General features: G+C 43.1%; 17 protein-coding genes and 1 pseudogene. 14 read left to right on the plus strand and 4 right to left on the minus strand.

All coding sequences use genetic code 11. The features are described from left to right. Positions 1-42: 42 nt before the first annotated feature. Positions 43-1980 (minus strand): annotated as a pseudogene (locus HWQ47_RS06950) (lipoxygenase family protein). A gap of 237 nt (positions 1981-2217) precedes the next feature. Next, entirely contained in the window at positions 2218-3354 is a 1137-nt protein-coding gene (locus HWQ47_RS06955) for a YncE family protein (protein ID WP_269970448.1), read from the minus strand. 308 nt (positions 3355-3662) lie between these two features. Here HWQ47_RS06955 and HWQ47_RS06960 point away from each other — a divergent pair, with 308 nt between their 5' ends. The 3 genes from HWQ47_RS06960 (at position 3663) to HWQ47_RS06970 (ending at position 8674) form a co-directional block, all read left to right on the plus strand. Next, positions 3663-4181, plus strand: coding sequence for a hypothetical protein (locus HWQ47_RS06960; protein WP_269970449.1), 519 nt, complete (start codon positions 3663-3665; stop codon positions 4179-4181). A 1512-nt stretch (positions 4182-5693) separates the two neighbouring features. Further along, a complete protein-coding gene (locus tag HWQ47_RS06965) occupies positions 5694-6911 on the plus strand; it encodes an FAD-dependent oxidoreductase (protein WP_269970450.1) in 1218 nt (405 codons plus the stop codon). Between the two features lie 17 nt (positions 6912-6928). Then, complete coding sequence (locus tag HWQ47_RS06970) at positions 6929-8674, plus strand: flavin monoamine oxidase family protein (RefSeq protein WP_269970451.1); 1746 nt, start codon at positions 6929-6931, stop codon at positions 8672-8674. Positions 8675-9546: 872 nt separating this feature from the next. On the opposite strand, the gene HWQ47_RS06975 is transcribed toward HWQ47_RS06970, so the two are convergent. Further along, positions 9547-10854 carry an NAD(P)/FAD-dependent oxidoreductase gene (locus tag HWQ47_RS06975; RefSeq protein ID WP_269971681.1) on the minus strand — a complete coding sequence of 436 codons (1308 nt, stop codon included), beginning with the start codon at positions 10852-10854 and terminating at the stop codon, positions 9547-9549. 252 nt (positions 10855-11106) lie between these two features. Here HWQ47_RS06975 and HWQ47_RS06980 point away from each other — a divergent pair, with 252 nt between their 5' ends. From HWQ47_RS06980 to HWQ47_RS07030, 11 genes are all read left to right on the plus strand, one after another. Beyond that, complete coding sequence (locus HWQ47_RS06980) at positions 11107-11655, plus strand: cupin domain-containing protein (RefSeq protein ID WP_269970452.1); 549 nt, start codon at positions 11107-11109, stop codon at positions 11653-11655. Positions 11656-12301: 646 nt separating this feature from the next. After that, entirely contained in the window at positions 12302-13063 is a 762-nt protein-coding gene (locus HWQ47_RS06985) for a gamma-glutamyl-gamma-aminobutyrate hydrolase family protein (protein WP_269970453.1), read from the plus strand. A 1-nt stretch (position 13064) separates the two neighbouring features. Then, positions 13065-14414, plus strand: coding sequence for a glutamine synthetase family protein (locus tag HWQ47_RS06990; protein WP_269970454.1), 1350 nt, complete (start codon positions 13065-13067; stop codon positions 14412-14414). Between the two features lie 225 nt (positions 14415-14639). After that, positions 14640-15740: a polyamine ABC transporter substrate-binding protein gene (locus HWQ47_RS06995; RefSeq protein WP_269970455.1), complete on the plus strand. Its 1101-nt coding sequence runs from the start codon at positions 14640-14642 to the stop codon at positions 15738-15740. Positions 15741-15842: 102 nt separating this feature from the next. After that, positions 15843-16979 (plus strand): polyamine ABC transporter ATP-binding protein, encoded by a 1137-nt coding sequence (gene potA, locus HWQ47_RS07000; RefSeq protein WP_269970456.1) that lies wholly within the window; start codon positions 15843-15845, stop codon positions 16977-16979. An 11-nt stretch (positions 16980-16990) separates the two neighbouring features. Further along, positions 16991-17896 (plus strand): ABC transporter permease subunit, encoded by a 906-nt coding sequence (locus HWQ47_RS07005; protein ID WP_269970457.1) that lies wholly within the window; start codon positions 16991-16993, stop codon positions 17894-17896. Beyond that, positions 17893-18720: an ABC transporter permease subunit gene (locus HWQ47_RS07010; protein WP_269970458.1), complete on the plus strand. Its 828-nt coding sequence runs from the start codon at positions 17893-17895 to the stop codon at positions 18718-18720. Before HWQ47_RS07005 ends, HWQ47_RS07010 begins: the two co-directional genes overlap by 4 nt. Positions 18721-18841: 121 nt before the next feature. After that, a complete protein-coding gene (locus HWQ47_RS07015; RefSeq protein ID WP_269970459.1) occupies positions 18842-20128 on the plus strand; it encodes an NAD(P)/FAD-dependent oxidoreductase in 1287 nt (428 codons plus the stop codon). A 197-nt stretch (positions 20129-20325) separates the two neighbouring features. Continuing rightward, positions 20326-22122 (plus strand): FAD-dependent oxidoreductase, encoded by a 1797-nt coding sequence (locus tag HWQ47_RS07020; RefSeq protein WP_269970460.1) that lies wholly within the window; start codon positions 20326-20328, stop codon positions 22120-22122. Next, positions 22119-23948: a 2-oxoacid:acceptor oxidoreductase subunit alpha gene (locus HWQ47_RS07025; RefSeq protein ID WP_269970461.1), complete on the plus strand. Its 1830-nt coding sequence runs from the start codon at positions 22119-22121 to the stop codon at positions 23946-23948. Before HWQ47_RS07020 ends, HWQ47_RS07025 begins: the two co-directional genes overlap by 4 nt. A 9-nt stretch (positions 23949-23957) precedes the next feature. Beyond that, a complete protein-coding gene (locus HWQ47_RS07030) occupies positions 23958-25010 on the plus strand; it encodes a 2-oxoacid:ferredoxin oxidoreductase subunit beta (protein ID WP_269970462.1) in 1053 nt (350 codons plus the stop codon). A 66-nt stretch (positions 25011-25076) separates the two neighbouring features. Here the strand turns inward: HWQ47_RS07030 and HWQ47_RS07035 are convergent, their stop codons facing one another. Continuing rightward, positions 25077-26018 carry an ROK family protein gene (locus HWQ47_RS07035; protein ID WP_269970463.1) on the minus strand — a complete coding sequence of 314 codons (942 nt, stop codon included), beginning with the start codon at positions 26016-26018 and terminating at the stop codon, positions 25077-25079. Positions 26019-26026 lie beyond the last annotated feature (8 nt).

The raw sequence follows: 26026 nt of genomic DNA on the forward strand, positions 1-26026 counted from the left end.
ATCACGTACCGCTATTTCACCGTGATGTTTATCTGATAAAACTTATATATTAGTACGGGGTGGAATATTACTTGGCTTAAGATAGTTGTATGGCAGGCTTCTAAATTGGTTTCTTCTATCGATCTCTATTTCAACCTCCTGTAACTTTTGCTGAAAGCGCTTTAAGGGGCCAGAGTCTTGTAGGATAGTTTGGTCAATAAACTCAGAGCTACCACTGCCATCTGGGCTGATATATTGACCTAGTTTTCCATGATATATCCCACCCAGAAGGTTAAGAATGAATATTCTTGTTAGCCCACTTAACAATGGCGGCAACATACTCTCCCAGCTGTCTTTATTTGCAGTATATAAGTGATGACTCTCAGGTGCAGGTGCTTTGAGTAAGCTCGTACGGGCGGGTGCATAAGTGGCTAAGTCGGCTTGGGGGAAGTTAACTGCAGCGTGTTGTGCTGATGCGGTAAAAATAATCATGGTTAGTACATCAACTAACTGCTCCCTCGATGTAATGGATCTAAAACCAGTGACTTTGCCCTCAAGTCTAATATCTCTTGTCCACGCCTGAAGTTCATAGTCACGGCTAATATCTCGATTTGAACTGTAATAGGTATGCACATATTACAGACACCATTGGTGAATAGCATCCCATATCAAGATCCCGTCATCTCGGTAAGGATAGTGAGGTAAATCTTGGCTGGATGAGACACCTCTATTGCTTAAATCTGTCGGTAGCATTTTTTCATAGAAGTCATATTGCTCAGTGCGAGCTGTAATCATCCCCTCGACAATATCTGGGATGTGAGGTTGGTATAGTAGGTCAATAAACAATCCCTCCTCTAGCAAGTTATTGAATGCTAGGTGGTTGATAAACATCGTTCCCTGTAGGTGAGGTTTCAATAGATGATAAAGCGGATGGGACGGTGCAAGTTGTCTATGAGTGCTTATGGTAATCGCTTCAACAATAAGGTGGGTGTGACCCAAATGAGCGAAGAATTCATGGTGTAGATCATCTGCTGAGGACACAACTGTTTTTGCCATCCGCCAAGCCCAGTACTCAGGTGTGTCAGCTTGATATGATGGGGTGAAAATGGGATTTTCTGTAGGGTCTTGATCACACTGAATCGCTACCGGAGTTAGGGTTCCTTCACCTGATAGTGGCAGTGCGAATAAAGCGATGGGCGCATAAGCATAACCCGTTCCAGTGGCTGGCTTGCTATTGGAATTGTTTGGTATCATGCTAACGAGTTCTTGGTAATCAAGTAAATACAAACGTTTTTCCGCTGCGGCTAGCATCAAACTGTCATTCGCTCCCATTACACTTGAATAGCGCTCCTCCGTTAGCGGAAACTTATTCGGTATTACTGATATTTGTTTTATCAGTAATGGATTCACGCCTTCTACTCTTAATCTAGCAAAGGTTGCATCACTCTCAAAATCATCGGCGAATGAAGGCAAAGAAACAGAGGAAAACAAGCGGTTAAACTCCTGTTCTAAACCGTGATCATAGCCCGCAAGTTCAGCTCCCAATCGCGACATGAATTTTAAAAACTCAGTTGCCGCTGCTATAACCAAATTCATTATTGCAACGAGAAAGCTTTGCGCATAGATAATGCGATTGTGCCGATTGGGAATAAGATTTAATGCTTGTGTTAATAACTCGACTTGATTGCGAACATCATCACCGTATCTTTGCTCAAATCGGTTTGAAAAAAGGGTAGGGATGCCAGAGATAAAGTTAGATGCTTGGGTTAGTGTCACGTCAAGAAATTTACCTATCCAAACAATATCTGGCAGTTGATTCGCAGGGAAATGCTGAACCGTCGGCACTCCTTGTGCATTACTTGGGTTATAGTTCCAAGCATAGCTACTACCTTCTATGATGACTCTAAACCGCCTGAACATCGCGGAAAAGAAGTCTTCCTGCTGTGGTAACTTTGGAAAATCGGGCCAAGGATTTGGCGCTGCTTCAACAGCGCCAACCATACCTACAGTGCTCGCAATTACTGAGCTACCTGCAACGACGCCTGTAGATTTGATAAACTTTCTTCTGTCCACAATCGGCCACCTTTGATCTATTAGTTATGATTGCTCAACCAGATATCGAGACCGTTTGCTTCTTCTTTCTATAATGTATTACTTTTTATTCTTCTAATTATGATTGCTCAACCAGATATCGAGACCGTTTGCTTCTTCTTTCTATAATGTATTACTTTTATTCTTCTAATTATGATTGCTCAACCAGATGCCAATACTGGGTGCTTCTTCTGTTGGTATTGTGCGTATCACTGTATTGGTGACGGGATCAAACTCAATCACATGACCTTTGTCTAAAATACCCAGAGTAATAATGTTGAAGAAGAGCAGTATCTCTCCTAATAAGCCGGTGTATCCCGCAGAACTAGGGCCTAAATCACTGATATATCCTCGCGTCCCATCTTCACTAAACACCAAACCAATTTGAGAACCGTCGGTATCAATATGGTCAACGATCTCTTCACTGACAACATCAATAATAAGCACCCGATTTTCACCAAACAAAGATACATACACAGACTTGCCATCGGGTGATAATTCAGAGGTGAACGCACCAGGGTTACCGAGTCGATATACTCCATCGTGACTGGTTTGAATATTCTTCTTTAATGTCCAAGAATCGATATCGACAACTCCGATAGTATTGACTGAGTCGGTAAACATGGTTTTACCGTCGGCGGTGAAGGTAAACCAAAAAGTGGCAATACCACCGACAGCGAGTGGTGGGCGGATTTCCTCTCCTGTTAATGGATCATAAACGCCAACTTTGCCAGACATAAAACCGACCCAAAGTTTGTCATCAGGTCCATTGATTGACGCGACCGGAATTTCAGGTAAAAAGTTAAATGCCCTAACGACCTTTTCAGTCTCAACATCCATGACTTCTATCAAGCCACCAATCTCGGGTAAGTAGACCTCAGTGTCATCTTTCGATGGAAATATCCCCATTGGCACACTGGCAACTGACTCGGTTCTTACCTCTCCGGTGGTCCTATCAATAATGGAGACCGAGGGGTAAGGAAATGGACCAAAGTTATCTACAAACACCTTGTCACCATTGCCGCTAGCAGCCAATACAGCAGGTCTTGCACCTGGGTGAAGGTGATAGCGTGCGGTTACCAGTGAGGTTTTGGTGTCGATAACCACCACTGAATCATTATCAATTTCAGGGACCCACAATTCACCTTCAGGGCCGTCATTGGTGACTAACTCCACTGGAGGTGGGCATAAGCTTGGCACTATCACACACCACCAATTAGCTGCAGCGGGCGTGCTTATCCATAGTGTTGATATTGCCAATAAAAAGAACTTGAAGTGTTTCATTTGTATATATTTCCTCAAACATAATTATGTTTCAGCCTAAAAAAATTAATAGTGCTTGTGTCAAACAACCTAATTTATTCAAGTTTATTAATAAGTTGCTTTATAGTGGTAGTTTTAAACTGATTTAAAGTTGTCATTGGTATCCTTGCTAGAGTAAGGAATGTCATTTAGGATGTTATCAATTAAATCTGTCATTCTCTTATCAAAATATGCCAACTGATTATCTTATTAATATAATCAGGATATATTCTCTATGGCTTGCTATATATTTTCTATATCTTTACTTTCTTGGTTTCACAAGGTAGGCAATGAATCATATTTTTCTAATACTTGCTCTTGTCATGGTGTGCGCGACACAGATCGCAGGATGTGATGACTTTGACAAAGACAGTGACAAAAGAAGCACCAATGGAAGAGAAGCTGAACTTGAAACTACTGGGCAAGCCAAAGTGGCTTCCAGCCCTGATATCATTATTGGTATAGCTGATTTCTACGCTAAAGGCTGCTCTATCATTCAAGTGAGTCATGATGACGCAGCTCGCACTGAAACTGTGATATTCAAAGCTCCAACTCAACTGTTTGCCTCTTGTTCTCAAAGGGGAGCAAACCCTCTTCAATACGATGGCGAATATATTATTTTCAGTATCTGCAATATGACCATTGGTGCTGGAGGCTGCGGAGGTGCTCGCTATCGAAGTGCAGATTTTGAACTCTGGCAAGAGTACATCGGAGTGACTTGGCTAAATAGCGAAGAGTATGAAGCCTGGAGGACATTGGGATCTAACTCTTCAAAAGCTGACTCAATCAAGAAGGTTGTGAAGGACTAACCGATATTGTGAGAGGTCTAATTTAGTCAGCACATGTATAGAGGAGTTAGGCTGGAATACAAGATTTGTACACGTTAGTTTTTCTAATCGTGTTTTGACCGCGATAGTTTTTGGTATCGCATTAGTTTCTTTAATTGTTGTTCATTCAATTTGCTTACTTTCAAGCACAACACAGCAATAGAGGTCTTTAAACCACTTTTATGCTAACGCTTGTCATATTTATTTGGAATATCTAAACGATTATATTTATGTTGTGTAATGTTTTGGAGGGTTCATGTGAAGCTCTAATTGAGTGAATAAACTATATAAATGTGCAGAATAACTATTGAACTATTTCGAAGATAATTTAATTTGTCAAAATGAAAAGCAATCCAATTTACAACATGTATTAATAAAAGTGCTTTATGGGTATGAATAAATCGATAGTAATAGTCAAACTATTATGCTGGTTTTATACGTGGCAAGTTAACTTATATCGCATAATGGTTTCTTTAGGTAGAATAAAAAGCTAGCTGACGTTGTTTCGTTTTATTGCACAATTCTAACCAATAATTTAGTTAACTTGATAAATAAGGAAATTAAGACTCGTAGAATTGTCACTGGCAACTCTCTTAATTAGGCTTATATAAGTGTTGTTGAGGAGGAACTCTTGTGTCTACACCAAGAAAGTATTCGTGATCCTAGATTTATTAATGTAATAGATAATTTACTATATTACAGGGCGTCTCATTGAGTTAGAAAGGATCATCACTGGGACAACCCTATGGTTTAATAGATCATGCTAGCAGCACTAATTACGATGGAGTTGTCATTAAACTGACGACTGTTTGATTTTTCATGCTGAGAAAGTACTTGAAAATCAATTATCTGCATGTGTTTTGGTTGTTTTTTGATCGGTACTTCTTCATTCAGAATAGATGCCAAAAAATCCAAGCTAGTTATCTAATGATGAGATGGATATCTTAGTTATTACCTAGAGCCATAGCTAGGTTATATTATGTATTCCTTTATTATAAAATCTTATCGTGAATAGAAATTTTAATAATGAGTAGAACCATTAGCTGCATTAAAAAGGATGAACAATCAAGTTTAAGTGTAATGGTTTATTTGTTTTAAATTGGTTTTGTATATTTGTACTTGTGTTGAGTCAAGGTTGGGTAATATTCTATGATGTAGGCTGTTGAACAGGATGTGTTGAAAGTCATCGGGACTAAAGTAACACCTGTAAATAGTTGTAATGTGAGGGTTACTATTTTTCACTTAGACTAAATAATCTGCAAAAAATAGTGATAAAGAAAGTTTTTAAAGGAAAATAAAATAGTTATTTAATTCACGAACATTCATTGATTAATTTTAGTGCATCAATTAGTCTGCACTAGACAGAGCGTCCTAATATTTTATCTAAATGAATATTAACAATGTAAATAAGGACATTTCAAGGTTAGTAAGCACTAATACTAGGCTTACCCTTTAAAATCATCTTATTGGTTATAAGATGCAAATGGAGTTGATATGGACAATGAATATGATCTCATCATCATTGGTGGGGGCCCTATGGGGCTGGCCACTGCATGGCAAGCAAGTCATTCAGCACAGAAAATTCTAGTTATTGACGATAAACGATATGGTCATAGCTTGAGCAGTTCAGTCGGAGCGACCCGTCAATTTCGGTTACAATACGAAGAAGAATATATGGCTGAATTAGTTAAAGAGTCTCAGCCATATTGGCGCGCTTTATCTGATGCTGTTGGCAGTGAACTGATTTCTGATTCAGGTAGCTTATGGTTTGGTAATGCTGACAGTTCCTCTTCAGAAGGGCAAATTAATGCAGCAATGAAAACGATGGACAATTTGGGGATCCCCTATACAGAACTGACTAAGGAGCAAATTGAACAGGACTATCATTTTACTAATTTAGGTGAAAATCATATTGGTTTTTTTCAGGCTGATGGAGGTTCAATAAATATCCCAGAAACTTTATTTAGCTTAAAAACACTTAATGATGCTTCAGGTAAGGTGACTTATTTGAATGATTCACCGGTACTGAGTATTACACCTGGTAATACTGTGACTGTTACTACGGCCTATGCCAGCTTCCAAGCCAGTAAAATAGTTATAACTGCTGGTGCAAAAACAAATGACTTAATTCGTTCTCTTGATACTTGTCTAGATTTAGAGATCTGGCATATGGCCTCATGTTATTTTAAGAAGAAAACGCCAGAGATTAATTACCCAACCTGGTATTCATTTGAAGATCAAGCTGACGCGCCAGAGTATGATCCAGGAGTATATTATGGCTTTGAAGAGGTAAGCTGGAATAACCAAGGTTATGTCCGTGTTGCTCCTGCATTTGCTAAGTTGATCACTTACTCTATGGATACCCAAAACCCCGCGCCTGCGCCATCAGCGGAAGATATTATTGTAACAGAACAGTTTGTTACCAAACATATGTTGGATTTAAACCCTGTCGCGGAGTTTCAAACGACTGGGATCATAGCATTGCCAGCAGAACCAACAAAAAAGATGTTCTTAGATACCATACCTGGCCACGATAACATCGTCGTTTATTGCGCCGGATGGGGGGCAAAACTCATCCCACTTATTGGAAAAATATGTGCAGATCTTGCACTTACAGGATCGACAGAATATGACATATCTCAGTTTACTATCGACCATATGCCTAAGCCGTACAAAAAATCTTTGAGAACTACACGACGTTTACCATTTTAATTACAAGGAAAGTGATTATGACAAGAAAATATCCTCAACAACTTGATGTTGCAATTATTGGTGCTGGAGTATCTGGTTTATATAGTGGTTGGAGGCTCAAAGAAGATAGTAATACCAAATTCATGAATAGCGCAATATTCGATATGAGTGACCGTGTAGGCGGCCGCTTACATACTATTAAAATGCATGGTGTAGACACTATTCCCGTAGAGCTCGGTGGTATGCGTTTTATGGAGCATCAAGAACTGATCAAAGAGGTAATTAGTCAGTTTGATATAAAAGTAACTGAGTTCCCTATGGGTAGATCTAAAACGAACATAAAATATCTACGTCGACAGCGATTTACTGATAATGATTGGGCAAAAGCGACTTTTGAACATCGTTATTTTATTGATGGGCAGCACAAACAAAAAAGTCCAGACGATTTATTTCAAGAGTTAGTGGATACCATTTTATCAATGGATGCCAACCAAATTGTTCTAGCGGTGGAAGGGCTAGAATATCAACCTCATTCAATGGCTTTTTTCGATAGAAGTGATTGGGATAAAATCAAAAGCAAGTTAATTGACGATGATCCAAACAGCCCTGATTATGGTGAGAAATTAGAAAACATAGGTTTTTGGAATTTGATCCGTACTAAACTAAGTTCAGAAGGTTTTGAATTGTTAGCCGATGGTGGTGGCTATTACTCCAATACTTTAAACTGGAATTCAGCGGAAGCACTCCCCTATGTTGTTGGTGATTTTACCGGGGATGTCACCTACCAGACACTGGCAGAAGGTTTTGATCAAATAGGTCGACAGCTCTATAACCATTACCATGATGTTAATAGTTTAGATGGCAGCGGTCAGGTATTCACTCGAACTCAATTGACAAAAATTGAAAAAACGACTGATGCAACTTACCGTTATAAACTGACATTTACCGATCTCGTAAATAATACAAGTGTAATAACGAAAGCGAGAAAAGTCATTTTAGCTATGCCGCGTCGCTCACTCGAATTGATCGTAGATAACATCGAACTTGGTGCGGATACTGAAGCGGCGCTTGCGGGCTTTAAAAGCAATATTAATTGCGTTATTGGCGAACCATCTTTTAAACTGTTAATGGCCTTCGATACCCCTTGGTGGCAATCCGTTGAGGTACCTGGGACCGATGATAAGATAGAACATGGTCATGCGACAACAGATATGGCGATGCGTCAGTGCTACTATTTTGGCACTCAACAAGAAGCTGAAAAGACCAATGGTGTTATGTTAGCTTCGTACAATGATATGCGTACAGTCAGTTTCTGGAAGCCTCTGGAAAAGGACGGCAATGACCACTCACTACTCCCTACCCTTAGTTTATTTAAACCTAAATGGTGTGATCGAACAGAACAGTTAACAGCTAGACTTGGTGGGCCTTTAGGGGAGTATGATAATTATTCACAAGCACCTGAACGTATGGTTAAACATGCATTAAATCAACTGTCAGAGCTGCATAATTATGAGGTGCCAGAGCCTATTGATACAGCTTACTTTAACTGGAACGATGATCCTTTTGGTGGCGGTTATCATGCCTGGAAAGCTAACTATAAAGTGGGCGAGATGATGGCTAAAATGCGCAATGAGCCAATCACAAATGAAGCTATTCATGTTTGTGGTGAAGCTTATTCAGATCAGCAAGGTTGGGTTGAAGGGGCTTTTTGTATCGCAGAGCAAATGCTCAACGATAATTTTGACGTAACGACATTAATAGAGGGTTATTATTTAGGTCGTTAATCATAGTTAACTCGGTGTCGTCTATGATACTTGACGATATCAAACCAAAAAAACTCAGATCTTAATCGGTCTGAGTTTTTTGAATTTAGGTATATTATTTAATGCGCGGCTCCACCACCCGTACGTTGAAAATGAGTTACGACAAGAGATCCAAAATCGAAGAGATATTTATGTAGGAGCAGAGTCAAGAGTGACACATCGGGTCGTTCCTAGATACTTAACCTATAGGAATATGTCTTGTGTATGCCTGAATATGCTAGATCTGGTACGGCTGCTGGAAGTCATAAACATCAAACCAGTCCAATGTACCCAACCCAAAATAGGCTTCAAACTTGTTGTCTGACACGTAATGCTTTAAAAGCTGTTCACCACGGAGGTCACGAAGACCACGGAGAAAAGCAGCAGCGAGAACGACTTTACAAAATATACAAAGCGTCAGTTGTTTAGAAATAGTGTTAGTGGCTATAAATAAACTTAAATCGAAGAGATAAACACTCAGGTGTGAACGCTGCTGTGACCTTCCAAAACAGGGTGAGGTATCGTGAAGTGATACTCTTCGAGCGAGAGGCTGGGATGCCGAACTGGCCGTTTAACAGGGAAGTTATTGGTTTTGGTAGAGCCCACAGGGACTGTGCTTGCGGCGTGTCACAGAGGTGATTACACGTTCACGAGCCGCAGGTTATAGATTAAAGTGAAAATTTGGTACTCAGTAAAACAACCAAGTACCAATAATCAACTTACAAAAGGTTTTGAAGTAAGTCTGAACTCAGTAGGTTTTAGACTAATCAATCAGCCACAAACCAGTTATCAAAGTTAACTGCGAACAAGTAGCGGCTGATAATAATCGAGTTTCTCGACAACCTCTTTAGAGACTAAAAAAGATCCTTCATTCGATGGTACAACATCCCTGCTGCCAACATGGGTGATCGAAATACGGGTCCACCCGGGAAGGTCATGTGTTGCACCCTATCGAAGATATCGAAACGTTCAGCCTGGGCGGTGAGGGCTTCGGCGATTAACCTTGCAGCCATGTGGGTGGCGTTAACCCCGTGACCTGCATAGGCTTGGGCGTAGAGGATATTGGGGCAATCGGGCAGTCGGCCTATTTGGGGTAGGCGGTTAGCGCCTATGCCTATCATGCCGCCCCATTCGAAATCGATTTTCACGCTCTTCAACTGAGGAAATACCTTTTCTAGGTTAGGGCGCAGTGCGGCTTCGATATCTTTAGGATCTTTACCTGAGTAAGTGCAGAGCCCGCCGAAGAGCAGGCGGTTATCTTCAGACAAGTGGAAGTAATCGAGATCGATACGTAAGTCGGCGAAGGCCATGTTCTGTGGGATGATCTCTTTGCACTGCTCATCGGTGAGTGGCTCAGTGGCGAGCAGGTAACTGCCAGCAGGTAGTACCTTGCCGCCAACATAACTGTTGAGTTTATGGCCAATATAGGCGTTGCCTGCAAGGATCACATAATGACAATTGACTCGGCCTTTGGCAGTAATGACCTGAGGTTTATCGCCCTTGATGATCTTCTCAGCTGCGCTATATTCAAACATCTTAACCCCAAGTGCTTTGGCAACTTTTGCTTCACCTAAGGCGAGGTTGAGGGGATGAAGGTGACCACTGTTCATGTCGACCAGTGCGCCTTGATAACAGTCTGAGCCGATGACCTGTTGCATATCCTGTTTCTGTAGCAAGGTGAAACCTTCGCCTCTGCCCTGAGACTGTAGATCGTCATAGTCTTCTTGTAGCTCTATCATGTGGCGAGATTTAATGGCTAAGTCGCAATAGCCCATCTGCAGGTTACAGTCGATATTATGTTCGGCTACTCGCTGTCTGACAATATTAACCGCTTCATAACCCATCTGATTAATGGCTTCAACACCCTCTGTGCCGATGATATTTTTGAATTGAGCGACGTTGTGGCCAATGCCTCGAATAAGTTCGCCGCCATTTCTACCTGATGCGCCCCAGCCAATGCGTTTCGCTTCTAGCAGTACCACTGAAAACCCTTTTTGTGCCAGCTCTATGGCGGTATTAATGCCGCTGAAGCCGCCGCCAACAATACACACATCGGCACTAATTTGCTCTTGTAGTTGAGGGTGTTCGTGTAACTCTTTGGCGGTACTGAAATAGTAGGATGAGGGGTATTGTTCGCTGTGGACTGGGCTGCTGACGGGCATCATCTCTCCAAACGTTTTATTGTTATTAGTTTTCTATGATTAGTTTTAGTTATACATATCTGCTTACTGATAACTTTCGGGACTTAGCAGAGTATACTTTTGCTATCAGTCGTATATAATTCACAGGTGTTGATTATATTTAACATGCTTTTTTGTTAGATACAAATTAGTATGAAGAATAAATTGCGTGTTTTTGATACAGACGTTGATAAATTTTACCTTGGTAAGGTGTTTTGATAGGGAGAGATACATTTGGATATTGGAGCTAGTCTCAAGACTATCCGCAAAATGAAGGGGTTATCACAGCGTGAGCTTGCTAAAAGAGCTGGCGTCACTAATAGCACTATTTCTATGATTGAGAAAAATAGTGTGAGTCCGTCGGTCAGTTCGTTAAAGAAAGTATTATCCGGATTGCCTTTGTCTTTAGTCGACTTCTTCTCTATGGAAGATACTACGGCGAGTGAGCCAAAAATTGTCTATCGCAGTGATGAACTGCTTGATATCGGTGATGGCAATTTAGATTATAAGCTGGTGGGTAAAGACTATCCCAACAGAGCCATGTCAGTGATGAGTGAAGTTTACCCGCCAGGCTCCGATACCGGAGAAGAGATGTTAAAGCATGAAGGTGAGGAGGCTGCCATGGTGATTGATGGTAAGTTAGAGCTCACTGTTGGCGAAGAGGTATTTATTCTTGAGGCCGGAGATAGTTACTATTTTAATAGTGAAAGCCCCCACAGATTCAGAAATCCCTTCAATGAGGATTGCCGGATCGTGAGTGCGACTACGCCAGCCAATTTCTAATCCTGTCACTATTATGAAGCTAAATATGAAGAGAATTTGAAGATAGGGACAACAGATTTTGTCCCTATTCCTACTCGTTTAATCACTTTACCCTGTTGTCATTCCAGTGTTCATTTTAATTGTCTGTGAACTCCCATTTCCCAGGCTATTTAATTTTTATCGCAAAATTTACCCAAGAAGTTTGTCCATCCACGAGGGTATTGTTACCGCTAATGCCTTTTAAAACTCCTCAGTTATTAAACTCGTTGGTTATTTATGCTGATCGTGATGAATAACCTAGTGCTAACAGCCGTTTATATCCATACAGTTGCACATTTTACATATTTTCATGTAAATAATATTGGTCATAAATGGTATGTTCTTGTGCTTTAAGTCAAGTTGGAATGAGTTCGATTTGCGGCTTTAATCGCCCATAAAATTATCTGTCATTTACCTATTCTAACGAAGTGTTATCTATTAAGTTTTTGTTATTGTTGTCTTTTATATGTATTTGAAATGGATTTTAGATTGTATTCATTTCTGCGCTTGCCTGTATGCTTCTTTCAGTGTAGTGTTTGATAAAGTGAACAAGTTGTTAAGGTGTGTTCGAATAAATTAACTCTTGCAAACATTATAAAAACTAAAATATAACGATAAAAGGTGATTTATGTCGGATGAAAGGCTTGCTGTCATTGGGGTGACGGCGTGCAATCTAGAATTAGGCTTACATCCTTTTAATATTGTGGGTGAGAAATATTTGTTAGCCATTGTCGATGCGACTAAAGCTTGGCCATTGGTGATACCTGCACTGGGACACTGTCCAGCTGAGTCGATTCTACCTAGACTCGACGGTATTTTATTTACTGGTTCACCCTCAAATATCGAACCCCATCATTTTCAGGGGCAACCCAGTGAAGCGGGTACACACCATGATCCTAAGCGAGATTCGACCACACTTCCTTTGCTAAAAGCTGCCGTTGATGCCGGTGTTCCTGTGTTGGCTATCTGCCGTGGCTTTCAGGAGATGAATGTCATTTATGGTGGCACGCTTCACCAGAAATTACATCAATTGGGTGGTTATATTGAACATAGAGAAGATAAAACTAAGCCGGTAGGTGTGCAATATGGGATCTCCCATGAGGTACAGATAGAACCTGGAGGTTTACTCCACGAGGCGTGGGGTCGTAGCTCTGCAGAGGTGAACTCTGTGCATACTCAAGGCGTAGATCGTCTGGGTGTAGGGTTACGGCCAGAAGCTTTCGCGTCAGATGGATTAGTAGAGGCTTTCTCTATTAACAATGCTAAAAATTTCGCATTAGGCGTGCAGTGGCATCCAGAATGGAAGGTACTTGATAATCCTTTTTATACTTCCATTTTCAAGTTATTCAGTGATGCCTGTGAACGTCGTGCAATGAACCGAGTGAGATAAAATGAAGAAGTTAACCGCTTATTTAAAAGAACATAAGATTACTGAAGTTGAGTGCGTGATCTGTGATATGACCGGTATTGCCCGTGGCAAGATTGCACCGGTTGGTAAGTTTATCGATGAAAAAGGCATGAGAATGCCCGAGAGTGTGCTGCTGCAAACGGTCACTGGTGATTATGTTGAAGATGAGCCCTACGATGCACTATTGGATAAAGCGGATATTGATTTTATTTGTGTCCCCGATGAAGATGCGGTGTTTAAGCTGCCATGGACAATTGAAGCAACTGCGCAGGTTATTCATGACACGTTTGACAAGATGGGTAATCCCATTGAACTTTCACCACGTAATGTGTTGAAAAAAGTGCTTAAGCTTTATGAAGATAAAGGCTGGAAACCTGTCGTTGCCCCTGAGATGGAATTTTATCTGACCCGCAGAAATGCAGATCCAGATCAGGCGTTGATTCCACCAGTTGGTCGTAGCGGACGCCAAGAGTCGGGCCGTCAATCTTTCTCTATTGATGCCGCCAATGAATATGATCCGCTTTTTGAAGATATGTACGATTGGTGTGAAATTCAGGGGCTCGACATCGATACCTTGATCCATGAAGAGGGCACGGCTCAGATGGAGATCAACTTCAGCCATGGCGATGCGTTATCACTGGCTGATCAGGTATTTGTATTTAAACGTACCCTACGTGAAGCGGCGCTTAAGCATGATATATGTGCTACCTTTATGGCTAAGCCTGTCGCCGATGAGCCGGGCAGTGCCATGCATCTGCATCAGAGCATTGTTAATACTAAAACAGGTAAGAGTATCTTTTCTCTGGAAGATGGCACAAAGAGTCCATTGTTTTTTAGTTTTATCGGTGGCTTGCAAAAATACATCCCTGAATTCCTTCCTCTATTAGCCCCAAATGTAAATTCATTCAGACGTTTTCTTCCCGGTACATCAGCGCCGATTAACCTCGAATGGGGCGAAGAGAACCGCACTTGCGGGCTTAGAATTCCTGAGTCTTCGCCACAAAATCTCCGCATTGAAAACCGTATCGCCGGTGCTGACTCAAACAGCTATTTAGCCATTGCTGCAAGTTTGTTGGCGGGTTATATCGGCATGGTCGATGATGTGAAGCCATCGACCGAAGTCAAAGGCAGAGCGAACGAGACTCGTCAAAGCATTAGTTTACCGCTGACACTTGAGGAAGCGTTAGCTGTGATGTCTGAGAGTGCGGCGTGTCTTGAATATTTAGGTGAAGCATTCACAACCGGTTACATCGCGGTAAAACAAGCTGATTTGGCCAGTTATAAGCGGGTGATAAGCTCATGGGAACGTGAGTATTTGCTGCTGACAGTATAACGAGTAAACGTATTTTCGGGTCATTGGGATGACCCGAAAATGTACATATAAAAAGTAAGAGAACATCGTAAAAAGTCTTTGGGTTGGATAACAATTTAAGGGTTGGCTGTGCAAACTGCCGATGCGGTTTCAAAGGTGTAGCATTGGTTAAAATAACCGGCTTGGCCGGAAAACAATGACAGATAACAGTCTCAGACTGTTACTACACTAAATCAAGGAGATAGCATGAATATTTTTAAGAAGATAACCACGTTAGCTTTAATAGCTGCCGGCGTGCTAGTAAGCACTAATGTCATGGCTGAAGAGGTGGTTAGAGTTTATAATTGGTCTGATTATATTGCCGAAGATACCTTGGCAAACTTTGAAAAAGAGACCGGTATTCGTGTTGTCTATGACGTATTTGATAGCAATGAAGTGGTGGAAGCTAAGTTGCTTTCGGGCCGTTCAGGTTATGATTTAGTCGTACCGTCAAACAATTTTCTGGCTAAGCAAATCAAAGCAGGTGCTTTTCAAAAGTTGGATGTGAGCCAACTCACTAATCATAAAAATCTCAAAGCGGATCTGATGAAACAGTTAGAAGCTGCTGATCCTGGCAATGAATATTCAGTGCCATATTTATGGGGCACCACGGGCATTGGTTATAACGAAGGTAAGGTAAAAGAGATATTAGGTGCAGATGCACCTACGGACTCTCTTGAGTTATTGTTTAACCCTAAATACGCTGAAAAGCTCTCTAAGTGTGGCTTATCTATGCTCGACTCTGCCGATGAGATGTTGCCTATGGCGTTGGTTTATCTCGGCCTCGATCCAAACAGTAATAAGAAAGAGGATTACAAAAAAGCCGGTGAAGTACTGGATAAAGTGCGTCCATTTGTCACCTACTTCCATTCATCGCGTTATATTACAGACTTAGCTAATGGCGATATCTGTGTCGCATTTGGGTACTCAGGTGATGTGTTCCAGGCGGCGGCGCGCGCAGAAGAGGCCAATAATGGCCAGGTGATTGCTTACTCCATTCCTAAAGAGGGCGCTAATCTTTGGTTCGATATGTTGGCGATTCCTGCCGATGCCTCGAACGTTGAAAATGCCCACACCTTCATTAACTACATACTGCGCCCTGAGGTGATTGCTCCGATCACTGATTACGTTGCTTACGCTAACCCCAATACGGCGGCAGAACCTTTAGTCGATAAAGAGATCCTCAACGATCCTGCTATCTACCCAACAGCAGAAGTACTCGAGCGTCTTTATGTCGCAGAAGTGCGTCCGATGAAGGCTCAGCGTGCGATGACACGTGTTTGGACCAAGGTTAAGTCAGGTTATTAATATCGCTTAAGTGGGGCAAGGACTCTTGCCCCTGAACCACCTTCAACCTCTATAAATTGCTGAAGCTGCCTTAAGTTTAGACGGCTTTAGTGGAGAAGTATTATGGTTAGCACCTCAAGCGTCATGAATAAACCTATAACAAAGACGCCAAAAAAAGTCCTGCTTAAGATTGAGCGGGTCAGTAAATTATTTGATGAAGTTCGTGCAGTAGATGATGTGTCTTTGAACATATATCAAGGGGAAATTTTTGCCCTGTTAGGAGGCTCTGGTTCTGGTAAGTCCACCTTGCTGCGTATGCTGGCAGGTTTTGACAAGCCCTCAGAAGGCCGCATCTATCTCGATGGGGTCGATATTACTGACATGCCGCCACACGAACGACCGATCAATATGATGTTTCAATCCTATGCGCTGTTCCCCCATATGTCGGTAGAGCAGAATATCGCCTTTGGATTGAAGCAAGACAAGTTACCTAAAGATGAAATTACCTCCCGTGTTAAAGAAATGCTGAAATTGGTGCACATGGAAGAGTATGCCAAACGTAAACCTGCTCAGCTATCTGGTGGCCAGCGTCAACGGGTGGCATTGGCGCGATCTTTAGCTAAACGTCCCAAGCTGTTGTTGCTCGATGAGCCGATGGGTGCATTAGATAAAAAGCTAAGAACTCAAATGCAGCTGGAGGTAGTGGATATACTCGAAGCCGTTGGTGTGACTTGTGTCATGGTGACCCATGATCAAGAGGAAGCCATGACCATGGCCGAACGTATTTCGATCATGAATGACGGGTGGATAGCACAAACTGGCTCCCCTATGGATATCTATGAGAGCCCTTCATCGCGGATGGTGGCGGAGTTTATTGGTTCGGTAAACCTGTTTGAGGGCGAGATAGTGGTTGATAAAGCTGACCACGCGATTATCCAAGCGCCGAATCTGGAGCAGCAATTCTATATCGGACATGGCGTGTCAACCAATGTAGAAGATAAAACCGTTTGGTTAGCGGTGAGACCTGAAAAAGCTCGTATTACTCGTGAACAGCCAGAAGGTGAGTACAATTGGTGCCAAGGTGTGGTCGTTGATATCGCTTATTTAGGTGGTATTTCGGTTTATTACATCCGCCTAATGAATGATCAGGTGATCCAATCTGTGATGACCAACAGTGATAGACGTTCAGATCCTCCCACGTGGGAAGACAAGGTCTTCATCAGCTGGGAGGCCACCAGTGGAGTGGTCCTCAGATCATAGGAGGCCATGTGATGAAAAAGTCATTAACGTTTAAACTGCCTAAAGGCCAATGCTGGACCATAGGCGTCCCCTATTTCTGGCTACTGTTATTCTTCGTATTACCCTTTGTTATAGTGCTTAAGATCAGCTTATCGACAGCAGCCATCTCGATCCCTCCCTATGATTCCTTAGTCAGCTACGCCGATGAATCGCTTAATATTCTGTTGAACTTAGGTAATTTCCTGCTTATTTTCGATGACTCTCTGTACCTATATGCTTACCTTGGCTCATTAAAGATGGCCTGTATTACCACCCTAGGTTGTCTCTTAATTGGATACCCAATGGCCTATGCCATTGCTAGAGCACCAAAAGAGAAGCAAGTCTTATTGATTCTGTTGGTGATGTTGCCCTCTTGGACTTCGTTTCTTATTCGTGTGTACGCCTGGATGGGGATCTTGAGCAACAATGGAGTGGTCAACAATGTCTTAATGTGGCTTGGAGTGATATCTGAGCCAATTCAAATGCTTAATACTAACTTTGCTGTATATATTGGCATTATTTATACCTACCTCCCTTTTATGATCTTGCCTCTGTATGCGACGCTGTCTCAGCTTGATGTTAGTTTGCTTGAGGCGGCGTCAGATCTAGGATCTCGTTCGCTCAATACCTTCTGGAGGATCACTTTGCCTCTGTCTAAAGGTGGGGTTATTGCGGGCTCCATGCTGGTGTTTATTCCTGTGGTGGGTGAGTTTGTGATTCCGGAGCTACTTGGTGGTCCGGACTCTTTGATGATAGGTAAGGTACTGTGGCAGGAGTTCTTCAATAATCGCGATTGGCCGGTGGCATCCGCGCTCGCTATTGTGATGTTAGGTTTGTTGATCATTCCTATTACCCTGTTTCATCGTTACCAATCTAGAAGTATGGAGAAAGAGGCATGAGTAACAGATTAAAGAAGATGAGCTTTTCTACCATCATGCTCTGGGCGGGGATGTTTTTCCTTTATGCTCCCATGTTTATCTTAGTGTTCTACTCATTTAACGAGTCGAAACTGGTGACTGTTTGGGGCGGCTTTTCACCTAAATGGTACGGTGAGTTATTCCGTGATCAGCAGATATTAGATGCGGTGTGGACCAGTTTGCGAGTCGCTTTTTTTGCATCGACGATGGCGGTGATATTGGGCACGATGGCGGCGTTCGTAATGACGCGATTTAAGCGGTCATGGGGCAAGGCGACGCTCTCGAATATGATCACCGCGCCATTGGTTATGCCGGAAGTGATCACGGGTCTTTCGTTGCTGTTACTGTTTGTTCATATGGCAGATCTGTTTGGCTGGCCTGCAGAGCGTGGCATGTTGACGGTGTGGATAGCCCATTCGACCTTCTGCGCGGCTTATGTCGCCGTGGTAGTGTCAGCAAGGCTACGTGAATTAGATCGTTCTATTGAGGAAGCGGCTCAAGATTTAGGCGCAACGCCTCTTAAGACCTTTTTCTATATCACGGTGCCGATGATAACCCCTTCACTAATGGCAGGCTGGTTACTCTCATTCAGTTTGTCGCTGGATGATCTGGTTATTGCAAGCTTTGCGTCAGGCCCTGGGGCGACGACCTTACCTATGGTGGTGTTTTCCTCTGTACGCATGGGCGTCTCTCCTAAGATAAATGCCTTGGCTACATTGATCATTCTGACAGTTTCCTTGATTGCCTTTATTTCATGGTATTTTGCAAGACGCAGTGATAAAAAGAGCTTAGTGCCAGCTATGTAGCATTTTGATAATTAAATAAAATAATGCATTAAGCTATGGTGGCTTAATGCCTTTTCAATCTCCCATGCAGGCAATGTGTTCTTGGTGTGGGATTAAATAAATATGAAAGTAGGTGAAGGTTATGACAAGCATACCTCATGCAGATTCCTATTATGCGGCATCGGCTAATGACAAAGTAGAACGGGCACAACTCGCCGACAATATCGAATCCGATGTGTGTATTATCGGTGCCGGTTACACAGGTCTATCTACAGCACTGCATCTGTTAGAGTTGGGCTTTAGTGTGACCATACTCGAAGCGGCACGTATTGGTTGGGGGGCTTCAGGTCGCAACGGCGGGCAGATCGTCAACAGTTTTAGTCGTGATATTGACTCTATTGAGAAGACCGTCGGCAAAGAGAAGGGGAAATTGTTTGGTGAGATGGCGTTCGAAGGCTCTCGAATCATTAAAGAGTTAATTAATAAGCACAATATTCAATGTGATTTAAAAGATGGTGGTGTGTTTGCTGCCCTTAATCCTAAGCAGATGGGACATCTTGAAGCGCAAAAAGTTCTGTGGGAGAAGCATGGACATAGGGGGCATCTTGAGCTGCTCGATGGCAAAGGTATCCGCTCCGTTGTAGGTTCGGAGCAGTACATTGGCGGTTTATTAGATAAGAGTGGCGGCCATATCCACCCTCTGAATCTGGCATTAGGGGAAGCCGCTGCGGTCGAGTCCTTAGGCGGGGTGATCTATGAGGACTCGGCGGTTATTCGCGTCGATCAAGGGGATAACCCGGTTGTCCATACGGCAAAGGGGTCGGTTAAGGCTAAGTTTGTAGTGGTGGCGGGCAATGCTTATCTCAATGGCTTGATGCCAGAGCTGCAAGCTAAATCAATGCCTTGTGGTACTCAGGTACTCACAACAGAGCCATTGAGTGACGAGTTGGCCAACAGCTTATTACCTCAGGACTACTGCGTTGAGGATTGTAACTACTTGCTGGACTACTTTAGATTATCCGGTGACAAGCGGCTTATCTATGGTGGCGGAGTGGTGTATGGTGCTCGCGATCCTGCGGACATTGAAGCGATTATTCGTCCAAAGATGTTAGCCACCTTTCCTCAGCTTAAAGATGTGAAGATCGACTTTACTTGGACGGGTAACTTTTTGCTGACGCTGTCGCGTTTGCCGCAAGTGGGCCGTATCGGTGACAACATCTATTACTCTCAAGGCTGTAGTGGTCATGGTGTGACCTATACACATCTGGCTGGCAAGATATTAGCTGAAGCAATCCATGGTCAAGCGAGCCGATTCGATGTGTTTGCCAGTTTGCCACACTATCCTTTCCCCGGTGGGCATATGTTCAAGATACCTTTCAGTGCTATCGGCGCTTGGTATTACACCATGCGAGATAAGCTGGGGATCTAAAGGAACTCCATAAGCCAAAGGGCAATGATCTTAGTCAGATTATTGCCCTTTTATATTTATCATTGCTCAATGACATTTTCCCAATAGGAATACGCTTTCTAAATTCAGTAACAGCATAAAAAAACAGCCCTTCTTTGAAAATTAATGTACATTAAATAGACAAGGATAAATTATACCAATCGGTATTTAAGGTTGTTATGTTGAAAAAAACAGATACCTCTAATTTTCGATACTTTCTCAATGTGGTTGATTGTCAGCAAGCTTGCCCAGCTCACACCCCTATCCCTGAATATATTCGCTTGATCTCCGATAGAAAATACACTGAATCTTATATGCTCAATTGGGAATCAAATGTTTTTCCTGGCATTTTAGGTCGAGTCTGTGATCGCCCCTGTGAACCAGCATGTCGCAGAGGACGAGTGGAGGAGGAGCCGGTGGCAATTTGCCGACTCAAACGAGTTGCAGCAGATCATAAAGGCGATATCCTGGCATTAATGCCCGCCATACCTGAAGAGAAAAACGGTAAACATATAGCGCTGATAGGAGCCGGCCCAGCTTCCTTGACCGTTGCAAGAGACTTACTGCCTCTGGGATATAAGATCACCCTGTTTGATAAAGAGCATAAAGCGGGAGGTATGATGCGCAGCCAGATCCCCGCCTTCAGATTGCCAGAAACGGTACTTGATGAAGAGTTGGCATTGATACTGAATATGGGACTCAAGACGAGGTTTGGTAAGACCATTGAGAGCATGAAGGCGTTGCTTGATGAGAAGTTTGATGCGATTTTTGTTGGCACTGGGGCTCCTCTGGGTAGAGATTTAAACATTCCTGGACGTAAAAAGGCCAGTGAGCATCTGGCCATCGGGATAGATTGGCTCTCGAGTGTTGCTTTTGATCATACCAATACAATTGAAAAACGGGTCATCGTCCTTGGTGGAGGAAACACCGCCATGGATTGCTGTCGTACAGCACGGCGCTTAGGCGGCAAGCAGGTAAAGGTAGTGGTTCGCTCGAGTCTGGAAGCGATGAAGGCTTCACCCTGGGAAAAAACCGATGCCATGGCCGAAGATGTTGAGCTTATCGGTAATCATAAACCGCTTGAGTTTGTGATGCGGGAGGGCAAGTTTGTCGGTGTCTTGTTTGAAGAGGTTCACTCTGTGTTTGATGAAACGGGCAAGCGAAGTCTCATCGATACAGGTAATACCGTTTTGATGGAGTGTGACAAGGTCTTAATAGCAATAGGGCAAGATACGGCATTTCCTTGGATTGAACGAGATATCGGTATCACCTTCAATCAATGGGATCAGCCCGTGGTAGCCGATGTTTCACTGCAAGCGAGTTTATCCAATCTCTTTTTTGGTGGTGATGCAGCGTTTGGTCCTAAAAACATTATTACCGCCGTGGCCCACGGTCATAAAGCGGCTATCTCTATCGATCTTTTCTGTCAGGGAAAAGATCCCATTATTGAGCGGCCTGTTAGTGGGTTTAATTTAGTTAGCCAGAAAATGGGGATCCATGAGTGGAGTTACCATAACAAGATAAAAGTTGATACGCGGTATACAGTGCCTCATATGGACCGAAAGCAAGCAGTCAAGCAGTTAGCCAGTGAAGTGGAGCTGGGGTATGACGAGCAGATGGCATTGGCCGAAGCCAGTCGTTGTCTCAATTGCGATATTCATACGGTATTTAGTGAAGCTATCTGTATTGAGTGCTCTGCCTGTGAAGATATCTGTCCGGTGGATTGTATTAATTTTATCACGGTCGCTGTTGACGTAGAGGAGGTCGGTGACGTTAGAGTGTTGGGTCAGCTTAAAGTTAGCGACATCAATCCACAACAAGAGATACTTATCTCAGCCCCACTAAAGACAGGTCAGCTGATGATTAAAGATGAGGATATGTGTCTTCATTGTGGTCTGTGTGCCGAGCGCTGCCCAACTGGGGCGTGGGACATGAAAAAATTCACCTTAAAAGACCTAAAGGCTGCAATCCTATGACCCTGTTTCAATCAATTAATGAATTTGTGGTTCGCTTTGCTAATACCAATGGTACCGGCTCGGCAAGTGCTAATAATATGTTTGCTAAGGCCATAATGCGCATGGGATTACCTGTCAGTGCCAAGAATATTTTCCCCTCAAATATTCAAGGTATGCCGACGTGGTTTGAGGTGAGGATCAGCGAGAAAGACTTTCTGGGTCGCCGTGATGGTGCGCCGGAAGTGGTGGTTGCGATGAATGCACAGACCATTGCCGATGATATTGAATCAGTGCAGCCTGGCGGCTTTCTACTTTATGACTCCAGCCGAATTTTACCCCAGAGGTTGATGCGAAAAGAGGTCAACTTTTTGGGCATGCCTATCTCAGATATCTGCCGTGCGGAATATAGTGATCCTCGTCAGCGCCAGTTGTTCAAAAATGTTATCTATGTTGGTGCTCTTGCCGCCTTGCTGGGCCTTGACTTTAAGGTGCTTAAAGAACTGGTATCAGATCAGTTTAAGGGAAAAGAGAAACTTATACGGCCCAATATCTACGCTTTAGAGTTAGGGTTTGAATTCGCCAATAAGCAATTTACTTGTCCTTTGCCCGTGTGTGTTGAGCGACGAGATTTGATCGGCGAAAGAATTCTAGTTGATGGCAACACAGCGTGTGCCCTCGGGGCGGTTTATGGCGGCGCAACCGTGGTGGGTTGGTATCCAATTACGCCCTCTACCTCAGTCATTGAGAAGTTTGCTTCCTACTGTCAACGATTACGTATTGACCCTGCCAGCGGGCAAAAAAATTACGCCATAGTACAGGCTGAAGATGAGTTGGCTGCCATCGGGATTGCTATGGGAGGTGGCTGGAGTGGTGCACGTGTTTTTACGGCGACAAGTGGCCCAGGGATCTCGTTGATGACAGAGTTTCTTGGTCTTGCTTATTTTGCTGAAATTCCCTTAGTGCTAATGAATGTTCAACGAGCTGGACCGTCAACTGGCATGCCCACTCGTACACAACAATCAGATATGTTGACTTGTGCTTATGCCTCTCATGGCGATAGCAAGCAAATATTACTCATTCCTTCAACGCCAAAGGAGTGCTTCGAGTTCAGTGCGCTGGCTTTTGATTTAGCTGATAGGCTGCAGACCCCGATTATTGTGATGACAGATCTGGATATGGGAATGAACTTTCATCTTAGTGAGCCTTTTAATTGGGATGATGAACATGAGTATGACTTAGGAAAAGTGTTGGACAGTGATGAGTTAGAGCAGGTCGTCGATTTTGGCCGATATCTTGATGTGGATGGTGATGGGATCTGCTATCGAACTTTACCGGGGACACATCCGACAAAAGGCGCTTTTTTCACTCGAGGCACATCCCATAACGAGTACGCCGTTTATACGGAAAAAGGGGAGGATTATATCCACAATATGGAGCGTCTTGAGCGTAAGTTTATAACTGCACTGCAATATCTGCCCAAGCCTGATATCAATATTAATGCCAAAGCCAAGCGGGTTGGATTAGTTTTTTATGGTTCGACGGCAGAGGCTATGCCTGAAGCGGTTAGTTTATTGAGTGAGCAAGGCGTTAAGGCCAACACATTAAGGATTCGATCTTTTCCCTTCTCAGCACAGATATCAAGCTTTATTCATGAGCATGAGATGGTTTTTATCATTGAACAAAACCGTGACGGCCAAGTGAGAAAATTACTCTGTAATGAGATGGAGATCGATCCCGCTTCGATGTTTGCTCTGCTGCATTACGATGGTTTGGCTATTACTGCTCAGTTCATTGTCGAAGCAGTACAAGCTAGGCTGGCAGAACATACGGAACAGGCAGCGAGTTAAGGAGGTGCTATGAGTTATATCAAACCACAATTTAGACACCCAAGATTGCAAGTCAATGATCTTGGCTTAACCCATAGAGATTATGAGGGGGCACTGTCGACCTTATGTGCGGGGTGTGGTCACGACTCTATTACCTCTGCCGTTGCTCAGGCCTGCGCCGAGTTGTCTCTCCCACCACATCGAATAGCTAAGTTATCCGGCATTGGTTGCTCCTCAAAAGCGCCCAACTATTTTCTTAACAATGCCCACGGTTTTAATACGGTGCATGGGCGTATGCCTTCGGTGGCAACCGGTGCGAATATGGCGAATCGAGATTTGATCTACTTAGGTATGTCCGGCGACGGAGACAGTGCCTCGATAGGTTTCGGTCAATTCGCTCATGTGGTGAGACGTCGATTAAATATGCTCTACATGGTGGCAAATAATGGAGTTTATGGATTAACTAAAGGCCAGCTTGCCGCGACTGCTGAACAGGGGATGAAGAGTAAGTCAGGTGAGGTCAGTTTATTCACTGATATCGATCTTTGCGTCAGTGCGCTGCAGTTTGGGGCGACCTTTGTTGCCCGTAGTTTCTCCGGTGATAAATCTCAGTTAGTGCCCTTAATTAAGGCGGCCATCAGTCACAAGGGGTTTGCTTTTATTGATATCATCTCTCCTTGTGTGACCTTCAATAATAATCCTGAATCTAATCGTTCCTATGACTATGTTCATGATCATATCACCACTGCGGCGGTAGCCGATTTTGTTCCAGTTAAGCAAGAGATACGTTGTGAAAATGGCCAGTCGGACAGTGAAGATATCTGCCTCCATGATGGCTCAATACTGCGCCTGTCGAGAATCGATGCTGATTATGATGCCCACGATAGAATTAAGGCGATGACTAAGATAGAGCAATTTAAATCAGAGGGGAAAATATTGACAGGACTGATGTATATCGATCCTGAAGCGGATGATTACCATGAGATAAACAATACGTCAGATACGCCACTGAATTCATTGAAGCAGAAAACTCTGTGTCCAGGTAATCATGTGCTGCAAACCATTAATGAGAGTTTTAGGTAATACATACCTAAAACTCTCAGACATTTACACCAGCTTTGTTCATCCATGATATGTGTTATAAGTATGCTAGATTGATAACTTTAAGTTTAACGAGTCATTAATCTTCTTATTGGCGTAAAAATATGCACCGATCAAATCGGCATCAGCCCCCATTTTAGGTCGGGTAATGTTTACTTGATAAATGTCTGGTAGATCCGCAACTTTCGCGAGTACTTGTTGCTGGAATATCTCTACTGAGCCGACACTGCCGCCTAAAATAACAATGTTTGTCCCAGTTACAGCCTTAATATTGGCAATTAAGTCGCAGACTGCGCTACTGGCATCTTCAATCAGCTTTACGATTTCAGGCACAGCGAGATAGTGTTCAAAAACGGCTTTGCAGCTCACCGTTTTGTTTAAAATTAATGAAGCCTGTTTCGCAATCGCTGTACCTGAGGATATGGCTTCGACGCAATTGACTCGTCCACAGTGGCACTTAATTGATTGCTGACTGCTATGTTGCACTGACACATGGCCTAAGTGGGCACAAAATCCATCTGTGCTGGTGACCAATTGCCCATTTTGAATCATGCCACCACCAATGCCTGTCGATACGGTAATGTAAACTAAGGTATCGTCAGTCCGGCGAACATTGCCGCTGACATTGGTTGCTTGATTCACTTCTGTGGCGAGGTTATTCAATATGCAGTACTCAGCCCAAGCCGCTGCGGCTGCATCATTGATAATAAATACGGGCATATTAAAACCACGTTCAAGCTGTGATTTTAATGGCAGCTTCTGCTTAGCTGAAAGAAAGTTAACATACTCACCGCCGACTTGGCCGGTGCAAGCAATAGCAACATATTCTGCTTTAGCTACCCAGTCGTGACAAAGGGTGACAAGGTGTGCTGCTAAATTGAGTAAATCACTATGAATAACGGATTCAATTTTACGTTGTTCAATGATTTCACCATGGTTCATTAGTGCTGCAGATATCTTGGTGCCACCGACATCAATTGCTATGTTCATTAACGACT

Origin of the sequence: Shewanella sp. MTB7, from assembly GCF_027571385.1 — a bacterium.
In the GTDB taxonomy this organism is placed as follows: domain Bacteria; phylum Pseudomonadota; class Gammaproteobacteria; order Enterobacterales; family Shewanellaceae; genus Shewanella.